This is a genomic window from Maribacter sp. IgM3_T14_3 (genome assembly GCF_049603095.1).
In the GTDB taxonomy this organism is placed as follows: Bacteria; Bacteroidota; Bacteroidia; order Flavobacteriales; family Flavobacteriaceae; genus Maribacter.
Genome location: NZ_CP187138.1, coordinates 142921 through 162282 on the forward strand (window position 1 = coordinate 142921; position 19362 = coordinate 162282).

Consider the following 19362-nt stretch of genomic DNA (forward strand, 5'->3'; position numbering starts at 1 on the left):
TAAGGTTTGTGGTGTATTACCGCTTATTTTAATTGTACATGAATATGGTCATCGTGTCTTACTGCTTTGCACCCATGATACCTTATTCTCTTATCTTTTAAATTCATTCTGCTTTTCAAATGTGGCTCAATGAATAGCTTTCCTAAATTTTGATTATTTAAGATATTAGTAATCAGTTTTCTTGTTCCTTTTTCAGAGAAGACGAAATCATCATTGATACTCCCAAAGGTCAAATATTTAGGAAAGTCGTATTGAAAATAACCGTTGTCTATGCATTTACTAATTTGGTCAAATTCATTTGAATTAGGACCTACAAAGACCCCATAACCACTGACAGATTTTTGTCCTTTCTTAATGATTCCTTTAGATTCATAAATAAGACTAATGTCTATTTTCTTACCGTCATTATGGCTTAAGTGTGGCAGCAAAGGAAATTTATTTATGAAAGGAAAACTTGCATCTAAATAGTGAATTTCAATTTTTGTTCCTTCTAAATTTTTAGCTGTATGCAGCAATAATTTATTCAGCTCAGGTTTTACATAATTTCTATTTAATAAAACCGTCATGTAGTTTGTTGCACTTATATTTATAGCGTGCTTCACTTTCTCTCGCCCAAAGATTGGCGCTACAAAAGGAACTATTAAAAACGTTGAGAATAGATATAAGCCAATGAATATTAAAGTGGTTTTAAATCTCAGTTTTTTCTTCCAATTTCTAGAAATCAATACACTTAATACATAAACAATTCCGCCAATTTGAGTTATTACGGTTAAGAGCCCAAATAGAAGTATAATTAAGATTGACTTTAATATGGTTTTCAATTTTGAATTGTAATTATTGGATTGTTAATGCTTTAAAGATTAGATTATTTAATATGTAATAATATTAATCCCCTACTTATTTTACTAACTTAAAAAAACAATTGCTTCTTTATTATTTCAATTGATATCAATTACATACATGTTCCAAAAATTAATTTTGTTTCTTGAAGTATGAAAGGGTTACGTCTCCAAAAATTAGTATTGCTTTGAGAATTTTCTAACGCCCAAATAGAAGAAAGGGGCTGTTTTATTTTAGAAATATTAAAAGGCTTATAATGAATTGATAATATGTCTTGTTTTGTTATTATTTGATTCTTAAAGACACCGTCAATCTTTGATTTTAAAATTATTTCTTCGGTCACTTGACCATGCCGAATATAATGCGATTTATCTGCCTTTTGTTTATAAGAAAAAAGTATTTTCTGATTTTGCTCTACTATTTTACCAGGATATTTGTTTAATTCTAAAGGCTCTTTTTTAATACAATGTTCATACCTTAATACTGCATAATTACTTTTGTCAATATAAACTAATCCTGAAGATTCTTTGATTGTGGCATGACTGCTATGAGATGCTAGGCTACTCGGAGATTTATCTACAAACCTAATCTTATAAACTTCTTTATTATTATAATCGATAACTCCTTCCTTAGTCAGTGAATAAGACTTAGTTCTATATAATACATTTGATTTACTCAATATTAAATCCCAATCAAACATCTCCGTCATTTCAACAAAATTGTTCTCGTTATCTTTTAAATTCTGTCTCTTACCAATAGTTTTAAATTGTTCAATTTCACCGTATAAATTTTTATTTGTCCTAAACGAATTCTTCATTCCCTTAGAATTGAAGGTCTCTACAATTGCTTTAAAACCATACACTGAATCGGAATCATTAGATTTGATATAATTATAGAAAAACTTTTGATTATATGGATTTTGAGTATAATTGAATGAAACATTTTTTCTAGCTTTTTGAACGATTTCTTCTGCTGTAAGATTAATATTGCTCGCCGTCACAGTAACTACATCAAGATTTATTTGATTAAAACTTTGAGTTTGCAACCAAATTTCATGAATTTTTTTTGGAGCTTTTGCTAAATCTTCAATGCTAATGGTATCATTGATGAAGCCCATTGCAGTTATAACAATATTGTCTTCAAGAAAATCTTTTGATAAAGAAAACTCAAATTCTCCATTTTGATTAGAGAGAATATTTATATTATTTTTTAAGAATTTAATTTCTGCATTTGGAATCGCCAAGCCGTTATCTATATTTAAAACAATTCCTTTTGCTTCAGTTAATTCCTGCTGATTCGAAACTATATAAGCATTTTCTGTATTTTTTAAATTGTGACATGAAAAATTTAAACTTAAAGTCTTGACATTAGCCAACGATTTGTTATTCCAAATTGGTTCGAGAATAGGATTTGAACTATATTTTTCTTCAATTGTGTGCCCAAATGTGGAGTTTATAAAAATTAGAATAAGCAATGAACTAATTAGCTGAAGATTCTTCATAAGAATATATTTAAGCTGTTATTAAAAGAATATCAAATTTATAATAATCCTTAAATTAAAAATTTATTTATTTTATAATAACAACCAATAATTTAGCTAAGCATTTTTTAGAGACAAGAAACTTATTTTTCCGTCTGCGCACCAAGTCAAAGTTTATTGTTTAGTTTTATTTTTCTTGTCCAAAGCTAAATCCATAAAATTTGGAGGACCTAGTAAATATGTGCAAGCCATTATGCCCTATTTGTTAAAGCCATTATTGGGTATAGTTATTTTTTCCAATTTTCCATTCCATAAGATAAATTTCCTTCGGGTTCCACTTCGTCTACTTCTTCTCCAAAACCCAAAAAATCATTGAATAATGCCATATTTATTGAGCATTTTTCGTTATCCAAATGTAATATTTGCAGTCCATCTATAATCGTTTGACCAATTTTAAAAGGAACTAATCTATAATCCCTGAATTCCTCGGTAATATAGTTTTCGACTCTCTCAAAATAGTTTTTATACTCACCAACTGGAGAAACAACTATTCTTCTCAAGTTTTCTGTTTGGTATGATAATTCTTCTCCATCACGTCTTATTACAGATTTCCGCACTGATTTTTCAATACCATAGACTTGGTAGAACTTACCTAAATGGCTTACGGAAAAGTGCAACTCTTTACTATTCCATCTATCTTTATTTCCTTCTGATTCCAAAGATAGAAAGGCGCTATAACTGGGTACAATACCGTAAGTAGTTGATATGGTGTTTATTCCTAATTCTTTGCTTATTCTCTCGATAAATGATTCCCAGTTCTTATTATAGTTGGTGTTTTCAGGACCTATTTTATCTAGGAGTAAATTTTCTAGTTCCTGAATGCCCTTGTAATTTCGGTAGATGTCAAACTCTTGGTTCTTTTTAATCCCAATGGGATAATACTTTTTTATTGAATCATATAGCGGCCAAAAATCGAATTCATCGTAATTGAAGAAAAAGTGCTTATTCATATAAAAAGGTAATGGTTTGATTGATAATGTTCGTTAAGGCACATAGTTTACACAAGTTAAAGATTAGGGTTTACACTAAATTAATTTCTAATCTTGTTGCTTGTTCTTTATTTCTTAAATTGTTTTCATCAAAGAAACCTAAAAATACGTTTCTATAAAATACCCTCCAAATACCGTTTCCCATTTCTTGAATACCTACATATTTGCCCATTAACGAAGCTGTCACATATACCCAGTAATATGATTTCCATCTAATAGATCCATTCTGTGTTACTTTAAGCACTTTGTATTTGGCATCATAGTGAAAGTCAGGTATTCTTTCAAGGAACGGTCTTGTAGAAAAGTCGTGCATATCGGCAGGTGTCTTCATGTTCAAGGCTTCATGAGGTCTTATGTTGTTATATTCCTTTACAAAGTGGTTTAAACGTCTTTGTTGTGCTTTTAGGTCATACGCGGAAGGTTTGGCACAAGCGGCTTTTAGATCTCGGTGCATGCGTTCATGTCTACCGTTTTGTTCTGGATGTGCAGGATCGGAAAAGACAGGTGATATACCCAGTTCGATAAACCAATAGGAGAGCTGGGTAAAACGTTGGATGGTACGCACGGAACCAAAGGGACTGCCATTGTCCGTATGTATTTGCTTAGGTATCCCGAATGTTCTGAATACCCTTGTGAACTCGGCCTTTGCAGACTTTAGGTTTTCATGGTAATGACCTTTGGCAGTGAACAGGAACCGGCTTTTAGAGTCTGCAATGGTGAGTGGATGACAGTATATTTTATTGCCCATTAAAAACTTTCCCTTATAATCTGCGCTCCACACTTCATTACAGTGTTCAGGGTCGAAAATCGGGTATACCGGTTTTACTCTTCGCATCCGCTTTTGTGGACACACCAAACCATGGTTCTTTAAGATTTTATGAACCGTGACCACAGAGGGGACTTGTTGGGCTGAAGATACCCCCAAAATTAGGACAGTAAATTAAGTTCAAAAAAAGAAACTTAAATTTACTGTAATGACACGAAGAAAATTCACATCAAAATTCAAGACTAAGGTAGTTTTAGAAGCTCTGAAAGAGCGAGATACTATTCAGGTTTTAGCTCAGAAGTTTGACATTAGCCCTCAACAGATTAATCTATGGAAACGAGAATTTGTTTCACAAGCGGAATCATTATTTGATAAGGTTAAAGCATCAAAGAAGAGCGAATTGGAACAAAAGGAAGACCACCTTTTAAAAGTTATTGGTCAACTTAAAGTGGAGAATGATTTTTTAAGCAAGGCCTTGCGATAAAACCTTTAAAAGAGCGTAGACAAATGATAAGCAAGGGTCATTCAAAACTTAGTATATCCAAACAATGCAATCTTTTATCGGTACACCGTTCAGGACTCTATTATAAACCTAAATCAGAGAGTAGTTTAAATTTAGAGCTTATGCGATTAATGGATGAGCATTACACACATTATTGTTTCAAAGGTGCCAAACGTATGCATACTTGGCTTACAATGGATAAAGGATTTAACGTTAACCATAAGCGAATAGAACGCTTGTATTACGATGTTATGGGGTTACGTGCAGTTATGCCAGGCAGGCAGACCTCAAAGAGAAACAAGGCTCATAAAACCTATCCATACCTACTCCGTAATTTGAAAGTAGAAAATCCTAATCAAGTATGGGCAACCGATATCACCTATATCCCCATGCAAAAAGGATTCATGTACTTGACGGCAATTATTGATTTGCATAGTAGGTATGTTTTAAATTGGTCTGTATCCAATACGATGGATGCACAATGGTGCGCTGATACATTACAGCAAGCAATTACACTTCATGGTAAGCCAGAAATCGTTAATACCGATCAAGGAAGTCAATATACTTCTGAAGTATTTGCAAGCACAGTGCTATCTAACGATATTAAATTGAGCATGGATGGAAAGGGAAGAGCTATTGACAATGTGTTCATAGAACGCCTGTGGAGAAGTGTTAAATACGAAAGTATTTATTTAAACCCACCCTGCTCTGGAGTCGATTTATTCAAACAATGTAAATGGTACTTTAACTACTATAATAATGAAAGAAGACATCAAGGAATAAAAAATCAAATACCTTTTAAAAGGTATTTGATTAAACAACTGAAAGCCGCGTAATTAATATAAATAGAACTTAAATTAGGCTATTTACTGTCCTAATAAGTGGGGTGTCATCATAATAACAACTAACACCTGAACTATGAAAAGTAAGGGAGTAAATAAGCGTATACTTTTCGCCACGCACATAGTAAAATCTTTTTGTTTGGTTTTATGTTTTACTTGTTAAAAGCAAAATCACAAAGATTTTGCGGTCATTATGAAAATATACAAACCCAGCGATAAAGCCCGAAGTCCGTATTGTTTATATTGTAAACAGTTTTACCAAAATCTCCACCAAGGTTTTGATTACATGTTTTTTAAAAAAGCTTCATCAGCATTTTTGTCAGTCATTATAAATTCGGTTTTTTCATTTCCTCCAATTTTAATCAATGACTCAAACCTGATAGGTGTTTCTAGAGAAGATTTAGTAATCATTTCCCAAGAATTATTTTTCCAAATAGCAATACCGTAAATTCTACTCTTTTTGTAATTAAAAGATCCAGACGCGATTAAATCAGTCCCCAGAATTTTTAGGGTGATAATAGGCTCTGTAAATTCACTTGTAATATCCTCTAATCCAATAACCGGAACTTGCCAATCTTCATCGTAATCCCCTTCAAGACCTGCTTCCCAAGTCCACAACCAAACTTTGTTTTTAAGAACATCCTCTTTAGTGATGGAATCTAAATCTTTTGGCTTTCCAAATTGATATTTCATTCCAGATATTTTTGAATTATTTACAACAACTCTCCAAGCGTACCAAGGTATATTTGACCCTTTTATATAATTGATTAAAACTACTAAATATATAAATCTCTACTCCACCTCCTTCATCAACACCTCAATAGATTTCTCCCATTGCTCATCAACGAATTTTACAATAACTTCCCGCTGATTTTTGACTATAATTTCTGGACTGATTTGGTTGTTTTCCATCCACTCGCCTGCTTTATTTTTGGCACTTTTCGATTTTACAATTTTGCTAAATCTATTAAAACAACTATTGCTTTCGACTGTAATTATCTGAATAAAATTGCTAGAAATTACATATAATTTTAACTTCTTATTGTTTTAACTCTTCTTCAATTTTGTTTCTAAGTAATTCAATTTTACTATTGACACCATCATAGTAATTTATCATAGACTCCCGATTAATTTGAATTTGCCACAGGTAGGTTGAAAATAACTGTTTTTCTTCATCGGTCAGCTTTAATGGTAAGTTTAAATTTTCAATATCTCCATTTACGGAAAATTGAAAATTCCTTGATAATATTTTATTTATCTCTTCAGAATATTTGTCTTCAAACTGCATTTCAGGAGAATCCTCTTCTAATCGTTTTAATACATAGTAATCATATTCATAAAGTGATATTATCTGAAATCTTAAAGAATCATTTTTTATCAATTCCAACCCCTTAGATTTTAATGTTTCATAGCCTGCTTTATTCTGAACTGGAAAAAAAGTTCTTGTTAAAGTAACGTAGTAGACTGACAAGGTATCTAAGTTTTTTTCCTGTTCATTAATTATTCTACGCCAATAATTACATGCTTTTATACCTGTTTCATGCCCGCTTACATTATTTTCAATATCCGCTATATCCTTTAATAAACCGCTCGACATTTCTCTCAATATTTTTGTTTCGGCTTTTTGGTCTCGACGATTATCATTCCAATTGTTAAGGGCAAATGCAGAAACAACTGCAATGAATATTGATATAAATTCAAATGTATATTTCTTCCAATTTTTAATATTAAACTTCATTATTCTAATACGTAAATAAATTTAGTCAAAATTTGTGCTAACAATAGAATATAGTCACCAGCAACTATATCCCTATTTCATATTTATAATTTTTTAAAAAACATTTCTACTCCACCTCCTTCATCAACACCTCAATAGACTTCTCTAATTGCTGATCAATACCTTTTGCAATTACTTCCGGTTGATTTTTAATAATAATTTCTGGGTCGGTTTCGTTATTTTCCATCCACTCGCCTGCTTTGTTTTTAGCACTTACAGGCACAACACCCCAAACACCACCATTAGGTAAACGCTCCCAACCTGCCCAACTACAAGTACCTGGTACAGGCATACCTACGGTTTTTCCGATCTTTAGATCTACATAGCCGCTTGCAAAGCAAGAACCATCGCTGTACATAGATTCGTTGAACATTGCCAAGGTTGGCTTCGTCCATCGAGAAGTTGGTTCGCCACCTACTACCCTAGCTTCTGTTTCATACGATAAAAATGGTATACCGGTAAAGAACATTGCCAAATCGGCTACCAGGTCTCCACCGCCATTAAAACGGGTATCTACGATAACTCCTTTTTTATCATTGAATTTACCCAACATTTCTTCGTAAATGGTTCGGTATGGTCCGTCGCTCATGCCTGGTATGTGCACATAACCCAAGGTACCGTTACTCTTTGCCAATACTTCTTTTTCGTTAATTTTTACCCAACGGTCATATAGCAATCCGTCTTCAACGCGCAAAGAAATAGGTTTAACGGTTAGCTGTTTTCTCTTGCCTTTTTCATCGACAATATCTAGCAAAGTAAAATTGCCCGCAATACGGTTTAAGTAGAAAGCGGCATCGGTAGATTCGGTTATAGTAACTCCGTTAATTTTCTCGATTATAGTACCTGGTTGAATATCGAATCCTGCTTTGTCTAACGGTCCGCCTTTAATAACCTCCGTAATTTTTAAGCCGGCACTTTTGTGCTCGTAGTCTATAAAAATACCTAACGAAGCTGTTTGGTCACCATTTTCGATATTGTCTGAATAGCGCCCACCAGCGTGACTCACATTCAATTCGCCTAACATTTCTGAAACCATTTCAGAGAATTCGAAGCCATTACCGATATGCGGTAAATACTTTTCGTATTCGGTACGCATAGCTTTCCAATCTATACCATGAAAACTAGAGGTATAAAAAATACCGTTGGTACGCAACCAAATATGATCGAAAATATGCTTGCGCTCTGCATCGGCATCTAAAACCATTTCTGCCTTTACTTTTACCGGTTCTGTCTTACTAGTGGCTACATCTACTTTAGATATGCTACCGTCGGATAATAAGAACAGATGCTCCTTCTTGGCATCCCACTGCAAACTACCCGATTTCGCATCTAAAGCTATGAGCATTTTAGTGCTTTTGGTACGTATTTCAGTTTCCCAAAGATTCAATCCTTTTTCAAACCTGGTTAGGTAATACAGTTTTTCTCCGTCTTTAGAAAGTACCGCATCCGACAGTTTAGAAGAGTGTATGGTTAAACGTGCTTTTCTACGCTCTACATCTTCCAAATCGAACTTTAACGTTTTTACTGCTACTTCTTCCTTTTTATCGTCTTTCTTCTTTTTATCTTCAGATTTGGCTTCGTCCTTTTTTTCTTTGGCTGCGGCTTCTATCATTTTCAATAAATCGTATTCCTCTTTTGTATTATTGAACTTATCCCACGACTCTTGGTTCAAGAACATGGTATATACATCTGTTTCAAAAGAACCACTGGTCGCATAACTTTTTAGTCCGTCACGATTCGAGAAATAGATAATCTGGCTAACGTCATTTACCCATTTAGGCGAAAAATCATAATACCCACTTTGGGTCAAGTTTTTACGCTGTTTTCCGTCTTTAGAAACCAAAAGCAACTCCGTATTATTCAACGAAACACTCCAGTCAACCAATAACCACTTACTATCGGGACTCCACTGATAATACTGATCACCGTCTCGCATATGTATCACATTATCTGGCGTCAATAAGGTATTAATCTCTTTCGTCTTCAAGTTCTTCACCTTTATAGTTCTTCTACCTTCTACATAGGCGACATACGTACTATCTGGCGAGAATTCTGGTAAATAAATATCTTCTTTCGAGGTCACTAAAGTATCTTCTTTGAATACTGTTGCCGCAAAGAAATAAGGTTCTTCTTTTCGCACTTTAGACGATTTAAAAATGCTCCATTTACCATTGCGCTCGCTTGAGTACGCGACCGATTTACCATCGGGCATAAACTTTACAAAGCGTTCTTGTTCTGGGGTATTGGTGATACGTTTTGTCAACGAACCATCTACCGATGTTACAAAGACTTCGCCTCTACTTATAAATGCGATTTCTTTACCGTTTGGTGCAATATCCATTTCTTGAACGCCACCGTTAACGGACACATATTCTATAGGGTTACTGTCTTCTTGTGTTCTTACAATGATTTCAACTTTCTTCGCTGTTTCCCCTTCTGATAGGGTATAAATTTCACCATCATAACCAAATGCCAATATGTTATTACCAATACTTAATGAACGTACCGGATGCGTTTTAAAATCAGTCAGCTTCTTAGGTTGAGCACCACTTTCTTCAGCTATTGAAAAGACATTAAAAGTACCCTCTTGCTCACTTAAATAATAAATAACAGTACCATCTTTTGAAAATACGGGATTGCGATCTTCTCCCTTAAAGCTGGTTAATTTTGTATGCTTATCTGTGGATGGCTCATACGACCAAATATCTCTAGTTACGGAAGATGTGTGATGCTTTCTAAACTCGTCTTCGTATCCCTTCTTATCATGATACACCATTTTTGTACCGTCTGTATTTACTTGTACGTCTTCTGCAGGCACTGTCAAAACTTGACCTACACGCCCACCAATTACAGGTACGCTATATAGTTCTGGTTGGTCATCTGTTGGGTATTGGCGATGCTGTGCAATATCTAATCGATTTGCACCAAATAGTACATCTGAATCATCGGCAGAAAAACTAATTGGTTTTTCGTCATTACTATGATAGGTTAATCGCTTTGCCTCACCTCCTTGAGCGTCCATTACATAAACATCAAAATTGCCATATCTGTTTGATGCAAAAGCTATCTTTTTTCCGTTTTTACTCCAAACCGGTGCATAATCATGTGCAGAATGATAGGTTAACTGTTTTGCTACACCACCATCTGCAGAGACAGAAAATAGGTTGCCTTTGTAAGTAAATGCTATAGTAGTACCATCTGGAGAAATAGATGGGTAACGTGCCCATTGCGGATTGGTTTGTGCCGTGCAGACATAAGTTAAGCATACCGCAATTGCAGTTAAAAAAGAGTATTTCATATGTTTACTTTGTTGGTAGTTAGTCCGTTCGAAAGATAGGAAATTGGTTTGTTTACTACAATCAATCTATGATCAATGGTATTGAAATCTATATACATTGCAAAAACTCACCAAATCTGTATAAATTTACTATCGCAGATAATCATTAAGATACCATATTGAAAGAAGAACAAGATTACTGGACGCAGCGTTACCAAGAACAACAGACAGGTTGGGATATCGGCTACCCCTCTACGCCCATTAAAGAATATGTTGATCAATTAACCGATAAGAACACTCAAATTCTAATACCGGGAGCTGGAAATGCCTATGAAGCGGAATACCTATGGAAAGCAGGATTTTCAAATGTTCATATTCTAGATATCTCTGAAATTCCGCTAAAAGAATTCAAAAAAAGGAATCCCGATTTCCCGGATGAAAACATGCATTTAGCAGATTTTTTTGAGTTCACGGGGCAGTACGACCTCATACTAGAACAGACTTTTTTCTGTTCTTTTATACCAACAAACGATAATAGAAATGCATACGCCAAACACATGTCTGAACTACTAAAACCAACTGGAAAATTAGCGGGACTCTGGTTCGACATCCCCTTAACCGGCAACATGGAGAAGCGCCCATTCGGTGGAAACAAAGATTTGTACACCAAATACTTATCACCCTATTTTAAAACGATCACTTTCGATCCCTGTTATAACTCCATCGCACCACGTAAAGGGAATGAGTTGTTTGGGATTTTTGAGGTTCGTTGATGGTTGTCCGTTGTCCGGTCACCTCGGCTTCGCTCAGTGACCTAATTACGTGTTGTCATCCTGAGCGCAGTCGAAGGGATTGGAACGCGTTCACTTCGGCTACGCTCAGTGACCTGATTATCATTTGTCAGTTCGAGTGAATTTCGAGGAACGAGAAATTTGTATCGAGAACCCTTACGTGTATGAATGGTTCTCGATACAAATTTTTAGTTTCTGCTATGCTACAACTAAAAAGCCAATCAAACTGAAATTCTTATAAACGAAGTGTCATCCTGAGCGCAGTCGAAGGGACTGGAACACGAAAAAGTTCTCTAACTCGCATCGGTCTTCGACTGCGCTCAGGCTGACATAGGTACTAATAACAAACTTCATTACTCTTATTCAGCAGATTGCCACGTCGCGAAAAGCTCCTCGCAAAGACGAATACTGCCAACTGAAAACTAATATTGCCTAATGTAAACTGAACACTCACAACAATCCACATTATCACTTCGGCTACGCTCAGTGACCTGAATAAAATCCAACAACGGACAACCAACAACGAACAACGAACAACCATCAACCAAATAAAAAAACTGTTAACATCCTTTTAAGAATACTTCCCTTTCTTTTCCGCTATTTTTAAGCTCATAACTAACAAACCACTCAAATGACTAGAAGATTACTCTCTTTGTTGGTGCTTTTTGCATCTTTTTTCGTTTCAGCCCAAGAATTTAAAATGGACCTGGTACAGGACATGAAACCCCGTAACATCGGTCCTGGTGGTATGAGCGGGCGTGTAACCGCTATTGATGTGGTTACAGAAAATCCTGATATTATGTATGTCGGTACCGCTTCTGGTGGATTATGGAAATCTACTTCCGGAGGCATAAAATGGGATCCTATTTTCGATAAAGAAGTTACTGCTTCTATTGGTGCCGTTGCTATTCAGCAAAGTAACCCGTCTGTAATTTGGGCAGGTACGGGTGAAGGTAATCCTAGAAACAGTTTAAATGGTGGCTACGGTGTGTTCAAATCTCTCGATGGCGGTAAGACGTGGAAATCTATGGGTCTTGAAAAAACGAGACATATTCATAGAATTAAGATTGACCCAATGAACCCGAATACCGTATATGTCGGTGCAATCGGTTCTCCTTGGGGCGAGCACCCAGAACGCGGAGTATTCAAAACTACCGATGGTGGCGAGACTTGGGAGAAGGTTCTTTTTGTAAATAATAAAACGGGAGTTGCTGATTTGATTATGGATCCAACTAACCCGAACAAGCTCATCGCTGCGATGTGGGAACACAAACGCGACCCTTGGTTCTTTAATTCTGGCGGATCTGGTAGTGGATTATACATTACCCACGATGGTGGTAAGAATTGGAAGAAATTAAGTGAGGAAGATGGTTTGCCTGCTGGTGATTTAGGTAGAATTGGTGTGGCTATTGCTCCAGGTAAACCAGATGTTATTTATGCTTTAGTGGAAGCTAAAAAGAATGCGCTGTACAAATCTGAGGATGGCGGATTCAAGTGGAAAAAAATTAATGATAAGGGCGATATCGGTAATAGACCTTTTTACTATTCTGAAATCTACGTAGATCCACAAAATGAAAATAGAGTTTTCTCTGTATTTACCTATGTAAATGTTTCGCAAGATGGCGGCAAGAATTTCGTTGAGCTTATGCCTGCTTATGGTGTAGATAACGGCGTGCACCCTGATCACCATGCATTTTGGATTCACCCAGATAACGGACAGTTTATGATGGATGGTAATGATGGCGGGTTGAATATTTCTAAGGATGGTGGAAAGACTTGGCGTTTTGTGGGCAACCTACCTGTGGCGCAATTTTACCATATCGCAACAGATAACGACTATCCTTATAATGTATATGGTGGTATGCAAGATAATGGTAGTTGGAGAGGTCCCGCTTATGTTTGGAAAGATCAGGGGATTCGTAATAGCTATTGGCAAGAAATTAGTTTCGGTGACGGTTTTGATGTGGTACCCGATCCTGTAGATTCTCGTTATGGGTATACGATGAGCCAACAAGGATATGTTCAACGTTTTGACCATGAAACTGGTGATAACTATATCGTTCGCCCTACTCCGCCAGATGCTACAACAGAGCTTCGTTTTAACTGGAACTCGGCTATTAGCCAAGATCCTTTCGATAACAGTACTATTTATTTCGGTAGTCAGTTCGTACATAAAAGTACCGATAAGGGATTGACTTGGAAGGTTATTTCTCCTGATTTAACCACTAATGATCCTGAAAAACAAAAGCAAAGCGAAAGTGGCGGATTGTCTATGGATGCAACCGGAGCTGAAAATCATACTACTATATTAGTTATTGAACCATCCGCAGTTGAAAAAGATATGCTTTGGTCTGGTTCTGATGATGGGCGTGTACATTACACTCAAAACGGTGGTGGTAGTTGGACAGAAGTAACCGCTAATATTAAAGGCTTACCAAAAGGAAGCTGGATTCCGCAAATAAAGGCATCTACCCGAAATAAAGGGGAAGCATTATTAATTGCGAATGATTACAGAAGATTTAATTACACTCCGTATGCATATCGTACTAAAGATTATGGTAAATCTTGGACAAGAATCGTTGATGCTACAGATGTAGAAAGTTATGCACTATCGATTATTGAAGATCCTGAGAATCCTAATTTAGTATTCTTAGGTACCGATGACGGATTATATGTTTCTTTCAATGCCGGTGAAAAATGGCAAAAATGGACGGAAGGTTTCCCGACTGTTTCTACGAAAGATTTAGCGATTCACCCAAGAGAACACGATTTGGTAATCGGTACTTTCGGTAGAGCTGCATGGGTATTAGATGACATTCGTCCGCTACGTGCATTGGCTTCTGATGCGACCATCCTAAATAAAGACATTGAATTATTTACGCCTCCGACGGCATATCAAGCAGCCTACCAACAACCTACAGGTAGTAGATTTGGTGGTGATGGGCTTTACCAAGGTGAAAACAAAAAGTCTGGCGCTATGATTACTTACTATTTAAAAGAAGGTAAGAAGACTGCTAAAAAACCAGCAGCTTCAGCCGATGATAAAGAGGAAGATGCTGATGAGAAATCCGAAGAAAAATCCGAAGAAAAATTAGATAAAGTAGAATTAACAGGAGTACAAAAGAAAGATTCGGTTCAGTTCGATTTTTATGATGGAGATAGATTAATTCGTACCTTAAAATACAAAACTCCCGAAAAAGCAGGATTCCACAGAATTTACTGGAATATGGATGAAAAAGGGGCTGATAGACCTTCTAGAAAAGTAGTTACCAAAAAGAAAGAATCTGGCGGATTAGATGTAAAACCTGGCACCTATACTATTAAAATGTTGTTTGGTGATTTGGAAGAAGAAACAAAAATTACCGTAAAATCTGATCCTCGTTTAGAGGTTTCTATGGCAGGTATAAATGAGGTGTATACGAACGGAAAAGTGATAGAATCGTACATGCAAAAGGCTGCAGACGCCGTTCAGCAATTGGCACAAAGTAAAGCGACTGCCGAACTGTTTCAAAAAGATTTAAAAAAGGAAGATGATAAAAAATACAAAGAGCAAATTGATGCTTCTAAAGATATCATCAAACAAATAGATTCTGTTACCGCCATATATTTAGGCAAAGTTGATAAGCGACAAGGTATTACCCGTAGCAAAGAGATGACGGTAATGCAACGTTTACAACTTGCTCGTGGCTACGTGGGATCACGTAAAGCTGGCATGACAGCTACAGAAACTCAATTAATGCAATTTGCAAAAAAGGACCTAGAAGCTGCCTTAGAGAAAACGAATTCATTTTTCTCTACAGACTGGAAAACATATAAAGCTACGATGGAAAGTTTAGCGCTTTCTCCATTTAAAGAAGTAGAAACCTTTAGTTTGAAATAATTCTCATGATATTAGGCATACTCACTTAAAACACTAATTATGAAAAAACTGTTCGCTTGTTTTGCCATAGCTCTTATTTGGAGTTGTACAGAAAAAAAAGAAGACCAAAAGGAGGTTCAAAAAGTAGTAGAAATCACCAAAATACCGGATCAGTATACCATTAAACAAATGATGGACAATGAAGCTATTTCTGGTGGTAGTTTTTATCGTGATAATTCTAAGTTATTGGTTTCAAGTAACAGATCTGGTATCTATAATATGTATACCGTGCCTGCGAAGGGTGGTGAATTAACACCCATTACCCAATCTGATAGCGCTTCTATTTTTGCGATTTCATATTTTCCAAGAGATGAACGAATGCTTTTTAGTATGGATGGTAATGGGGATGAAATTTACCATATCTACATTCGTAATTTAAATGGAAGTCATACAGACCTTACGCCCGATAAAGGTGCTAGGGCTAGTTTTCATAGTTGGGCAGAAGATGACCAAAGTTTCTTTTTCACATCGAACAAGCGAGATGCTAAATACATGGATCTGTATCAAATGGATTTTCTCAATTATTCGCCCAAACTTATTTATAAGAATGAAGATGGGTATAATATAGGCAATCTTAGTAAAAATCAAAAATACCTTACGCTGGCGAAGTCTTTGAATACCAATGATTCAGACTTGTATCTTTTTGATCTTTCAACGAAAAAGAAAATTAAAGTCAATAAAACGCAAAGTGCCAATAGTAGTCAAGATTTTTCTCCTTCTGGTGATGAACTATATTATACCACCGATGAAGGTAATGAGTTTTCGTACCTCATGAAATATAACATTGCATCTGGCGCGACCGAAAAAGTGATTACTCGTGATTGGGATATTTTGGGTAGCTACTTTACCGAAAACGGTACCTATTTGGTTACCTACATTAATGAAGATGCAAAAAACACCATCGAAGTAATGGATGTAGCTACTATGGAAAATATTGATTTACCATCATTCGAATCTATGGAAATTACTAATGTAGATTTCTCAAAAGACGAAAAATGGATGCGTTTTTACGCAGGTGGTTCACATACTCCGAGTAATTTATATGTCTATAACTTAGAAACGAAAGAACAGCTGCAATTAACAGATGTTTTGAATCCTGAAATTAAAGCTGACGATCTTGTTGCTGCTGAAGTAGTTCGTTATAAGTCTTTTGACGGAGTAGAAATTCCTGCTATTTATTACAAGCCCCATCAAGCAAGTGCCGATGCAAAAGTACCTGCCTTGGTATTGGTTCATGGCGGACCAGGCGGACAAAGTCGTCAAAATTTCAGCTCGCTTACGCAATACCTTACCAATCACGGTTATGCGGTATTAGCGGTAAATAACCGTGGTAGTAGTGGTTACGGAAAAACGTTTTATCAAATGGACGATTTAAACCACGGCGACAAAGATTTGAAAGATTGTGTAGAAGGTAAAAACTGGCTTGCGGCTCAACCGGAAATCGATGCCGATAAAATCGGAATTATGGGAGGCTCTTATGGCGGTTATATGACAATGGCGGCACTTACCTATACTCCCGAAGAATTTGCCGTTGGGGTGAATTTATTTGGTGTTACCAATTGGCTGCGAACTTTAAAAAGTATACCACCATGGTGGGAGTCTTTTAAAGATGCGCTTTACTTAGAGTTAGGTGATCCCTATAGTGCAGATTCGGTACGTCTAAAAGAGATTTCCCCATTATTTCATACCGATAAAGTGACCAAACCTTTAATTGTTTTACAGGGTTCTCAAGATCCACGTGTATTGCAAGTAGAATCTGATGAGATTGTAGCGGGAGTTAAAAAGAACGGAGTACCAGTAGAATATGTACTCTTTGAAGATGAAGGTCACGGATTTGTTAAGAAAGAAAATCAGATCGAAGCCTATAGTAGGGTTTTAGATTTTTTAGATTTGTACTTAAAGAAGGATACAGGAACCCCAATTGAAGATGGCGATAAATAAAGCCGCGATCATAAATTTTAGTTTCACATTAAAATAAAGAATGAAGAAAGTTATTACGTTACTAGTTTTTATAGCAACTATTACGCATACCAATGCGCAAACTGAAATAACAGGCGAAGATGACTTTGGTAGTTGGTTCATGTATTTTGGTACCAATAAAATTGCCGATAAATGGAGTATACATACCGAAGCACAATTTAGATATTATGAAATGGCTTCTAACTTTAACCAGTTGTTGCTGCGTACAGGTGTCAACTATCACATAAACCCTGATGCGATTGCAACTTTAGGCTATGGTTTTATAGAAACCGACCCAACATTTAGGGAATTTGATATTCTTGGTGGTGATGTTCTCTTTGATAATAACTCCATTTCTGAACATCGCATATTTGAGCAATTTATTCTTAAAAATAAAGTTTGGGAGTTTAATTTTGAGCATCGTTATCGTTTAGAGCAACGTTTTGTTCAGAACAATGCTACCGGTATCAGTAATACATTACATAGAGCGAGGTATAGAATTCAAATGACCCTGCCCCTAACCGATATCTTTTTCTTGAATTTCTATGATGAAATTTTTATCAACTTACAGAATAATGCCTTTGGTCAAAACCGAGCGTATGCAGCACTTGGCGTTAATGTCACCGAAAGTTTGAGCATGCAAGTTGGGTATCTAAAAAATCATTTTAGCGAGACTGATTATGATCGCTTTCAAGTTGGGGTATTTTATAACACCGATTTAAGAGGCCTTTTTAAAAAGAAGGAGTAAATTTATATGGTAAATAAATTTCTTTATCATGAGAAAATTAGCAATTACATTCGTCGGTGCACTCTTCATCTTTTTTGCATGTTGTAAAGACGCTAAAAAAGGTGAGGAATCTAAAAACGTTGAAGCAACAAGCAAAGCAACTGAAATGTTTAGCTTAGTTCAAGATTCAACGAAAGTGAGCTTTACTGCCTACAAGACAACAGACAAAGTTCCTGTTGGTGGAAAATTCCAGAAAATAAACTTTACCAAAACTAATAGTGGCACAACCGCAATGAAAGCTTTGAACGGTACTGAGTTCAGTATTCCTGTAAGTAGCTTATTTACTAATGACCCTACTGGAACTAGAGATCCTAAACTTTTAGAATTTTTCTTTGGTGTTTTGAAGGATACGGAATTAATCTCTGGTGTTTTTAAGGTTGATGGAGACAAAAGCTCTATAGATGTTACTTTGAACGGAGAAACACAAAACATTCCGCTTGCATACGAAATGAACGGTAATGATAAAATTACTTTCTTAGGAACTATGGATCTTGCAAATTGGAATGCTATGGATGCCATTGCTTCTATCAATAAAGCTTGTGAGGTTTTGCATACCGGTAAAGATGGAGTTAGTAAAACATGGAGCGAAATAGCCGTTAAAGCTGAAGTGTTATTGGCTAAAAAATAAAATATATTTCATTTGTTACTATACATGAAGAACTTTAAAGTTCCTCATTTTTTTATCCCAAAACATTAAAATATTACTCATTTCACGTCAATATTTGAAAGTCCGTAATTTTAATTCTAACTTAACACTTCATAACCTAAAAAGAACAAGATGAAAATATTTAAAATGGAATTAGCACTATTAGCACTACTTGTTGCTTTTAGTTGTAAAGAAGTAAAAAAGGAAGCTTCTGATGCTAAAGAAGAAGTACAAGATTTAATGGATGAAGCTGAAAATGAAATGAACGAAGAGGAAACTGTCGTGAAATTTATGTTAGAGCCCAAAAGCGACAGCAATGTTAAAGGTGAAGTAACCTTTACTGAAGATGACGGTGAAGTTAGTATGATAGCAATATTATCTGGACTTACAGAAGGTGAGCATGCGATTCACATTCACCAAACTGCAGATTGTACTGCAGCTGATGGTTCTTCTGCAGGAGGTCACTGGAACCCGACAAACGAGCCACATGGTAAATGGGGTGCATCTGAGGGATATCATAAAGGAGATATTGGAAACTTTACCGCAGATGCCGATGGTAATGCAAAGGTTGAATTCTCTACAGAAGAATGGTGTATTGGATGTGATGATGAAAACAAAAACATTTTAGGTAAAGGGGTTATCGTACACCAAGGTGTTGACGACTATACATCTCAACCAAGTGGTGCTGCTGGTGCACGTGTAAGTTGTGCTGGTATTATTGAATAGA

At 35.9% G+C, this 19362-nt stretch carries 15 protein-coding genes; 8 read left to right on the top strand and 7 right to left on the bottom strand.

The window, feature by feature from the left end:
• Positions 1–23: 23 nt before the first annotated feature.
• From ACPF9A_RS00655 to ACPF9A_RS00670, 4 genes are all read right to left on the bottom strand, one after another.
• A complete protein-coding gene (locus tag ACPF9A_RS00655; RefSeq protein WP_424000697.1) occupies positions 24–821 on the bottom strand; it encodes a hypothetical protein in 798 nt (265 codons plus the stop codon).
• 131 nt (positions 822–952) lie between these two features.
• Entirely contained in the window at positions 953–2341 is a 1389-nt protein-coding gene (locus ACPF9A_RS00660) for a hypothetical protein (protein ID WP_424000699.1), read from the bottom strand.
• A gap of 266 nt (positions 2342–2607) precedes the next feature.
• Positions 2608–3330, bottom strand: coding sequence for a hypothetical protein (locus ACPF9A_RS00665; RefSeq protein WP_424000701.1), 723 nt, complete (start codon positions 3328–3330; stop codon positions 2608–2610).
• Positions 3331–3400: 70 nt separating this feature from the next.
• Positions 3401–4204, bottom strand: a complete 804-nt coding sequence (locus ACPF9A_RS00670) for an integrase core domain-containing protein (RefSeq protein ID WP_424000703.1) — start codon at positions 4202–4204, stop codon at positions 3401–3403.
• 139 nt (positions 4205–4343) lie between these two features.
• On the opposite strand from ACPF9A_RS00670, the gene ACPF9A_RS00675 reads away from it, so the two are divergent.
• Positions 4344–4619, top strand: a complete 276-nt coding sequence (locus ACPF9A_RS00675) for a transposase (RefSeq protein ID WP_423998469.1) — start codon at positions 4344–4346, stop codon at positions 4617–4619.
• Positions 4616–5473, top strand: a complete 858-nt coding sequence (locus ACPF9A_RS00680; RefSeq protein WP_424004390.1) for an IS3 family transposase — start codon at positions 4616–4618, stop codon at positions 5471–5473. The genes ACPF9A_RS00675 and ACPF9A_RS00680 overlap by 4 nt, the downstream gene beginning before the upstream one ends.
• Positions 5474–5761: 288 nt before the next feature.
• Here ACPF9A_RS00680 and ACPF9A_RS00685 read toward each other — a convergent pair whose 3' ends face one another.
• From ACPF9A_RS00685 to ACPF9A_RS00695, 3 genes are all read right to left on the bottom strand, one after another.
• Positions 5762–6172 (bottom strand): hypothetical protein, encoded by a 411-nt coding sequence (locus ACPF9A_RS00685; RefSeq protein ID WP_424000705.1) that lies wholly within the window; start codon positions 6170–6172, stop codon positions 5762–5764.
• Between the two features lie 346 nt (positions 6173–6518).
• Entirely contained in the window at positions 6519–7217 is a 699-nt protein-coding gene (locus ACPF9A_RS00690) for a hypothetical protein (RefSeq protein WP_424000707.1), read from the bottom strand.
• A 106-nt stretch (positions 7218–7323) separates the two neighbouring features.
• On the bottom strand, positions 7324–10554 hold the full coding sequence (locus tag ACPF9A_RS00695) for a S41 family peptidase (RefSeq protein ID WP_424000709.1): 3231 nt from the start codon (positions 10552–10554) through the stop codon (positions 7324–7326).
• Positions 10555–10712: 158 nt separating this feature from the next.
• On the opposite strand from ACPF9A_RS00695, the gene ACPF9A_RS00700 reads away from it, so the two are divergent.
• The 6 genes from ACPF9A_RS00700 (at position 10713) to ACPF9A_RS00725 (ending at position 19361) form a co-directional block, all read left to right on the top strand.
• The gene (locus ACPF9A_RS00700) at positions 10713–11306 is read left to right on the top strand and encodes a methyltransferase domain-containing protein (protein ID WP_424000711.1); all 594 of its coding nucleotides are present in this window, start codon (positions 10713–10715) and stop codon (positions 11304–11306) included.
• Between the two features lie 649 nt (positions 11307–11955).
• Positions 11956–15204: a WD40/YVTN/BNR-like repeat-containing protein gene (locus ACPF9A_RS00705; protein ID WP_424000713.1), complete on the top strand. Its 3249-nt coding sequence runs from the start codon at positions 11956–11958 to the stop codon at positions 15202–15204.
• A gap of 39 nt (positions 15205–15243) precedes the next feature.
• The gene (locus ACPF9A_RS00710; RefSeq protein WP_424000715.1) at positions 15244–17184 is read left to right on the top strand and encodes an alpha/beta fold hydrolase; all 1941 of its coding nucleotides are present in this window, start codon (positions 15244–15246) and stop codon (positions 17182–17184) included.
• 40 nt (positions 17185–17224) lie between these two features.
• Positions 17225–17950, top strand: coding sequence for a DUF2490 domain-containing protein (locus tag ACPF9A_RS00715; RefSeq protein ID WP_424000717.1), 726 nt, complete (start codon positions 17225–17227; stop codon positions 17948–17950).
• Between the two features lie 28 nt (positions 17951–17978).
• Positions 17979–18617 (top strand): YceI family protein, encoded by a 639-nt coding sequence (locus ACPF9A_RS00720; protein ID WP_424000719.1) that lies wholly within the window; start codon positions 17979–17981, stop codon positions 18615–18617.
• Positions 18618–18767: 150 nt separating this feature from the next.
• Positions 18768–19361, top strand: a complete 594-nt coding sequence (locus ACPF9A_RS00725; protein WP_424000721.1) for a superoxide dismutase family protein — start codon at positions 18768–18770, stop codon at positions 19359–19361.
• Position 19362: the final 1 nt, after the last annotated feature.

Coding starts and splice junctions, on each gene's coding strand:
- ACPF9A_RS00660 (WP_424000699.1), bottom strand. CDS start 2,341: ATGAAGAATCTTCAGCTAATTAGTTCATTGCTTATTCTAATTTTTATA.
- ACPF9A_RS00665 (WP_424000701.1), bottom strand. CDS start 3,330: ATGAATAAGCACTTTTTCTTCAATTACGATGAATTCGATTTTTGGCCG.
- ACPF9A_RS00670 (WP_424000703.1), bottom strand. CDS start 4,204: ATGCGAAGAGTAAAACCGGTATACCCGATTTTCGACCCTGAACACTGT.
- ACPF9A_RS00675 (WP_423998469.1), top strand. CDS start 4,344: ATGACACGAAGAAAATTCACATCAAAATTCAAGACTAAGGTAGTTTTA.
- ACPF9A_RS00685 (WP_424000705.1), bottom strand. CDS start 6,172: ATGAAATATCAATTTGGAAAGCCAAAAGATTTAGATTCCATCACTAAA.
- ACPF9A_RS00690 (WP_424000707.1), bottom strand. CDS start 7,217: ATGAAGTTTAATATTAAAAATTGGAAGAAATATACATTTGAATTTATA.
- ACPF9A_RS00695 (WP_424000709.1), bottom strand. CDS start 10,554: ATGAAATACTCTTTTTTAACTGCAATTGCGGTATGCTTAACTTATGTC.
- ACPF9A_RS00705 (WP_424000713.1), top strand. CDS start 11,956: ATGACTAGAAGATTACTCTCTTTGTTGGTGCTTTTTGCATCTTTTTTC.
- ACPF9A_RS00710 (WP_424000715.1), top strand. CDS start 15,244: ATGAAAAAACTGTTCGCTTGTTTTGCCATAGCTCTTATTTGGAGTTGT.
- ACPF9A_RS00715 (WP_424000717.1), top strand. CDS start 17,225: ATGAAGAAAGTTATTACGTTACTAGTTTTTATAGCAACTATTACGCAT.
- ACPF9A_RS00720 (WP_424000719.1), top strand. CDS start 17,979: ATGAGAAAATTAGCAATTACATTCGTCGGTGCACTCTTCATCTTTTTT.
- ACPF9A_RS00725 (WP_424000721.1), top strand. CDS start 18,768: ATGAAAATATTTAAAATGGAATTAGCACTATTAGCACTACTTGTTGCT.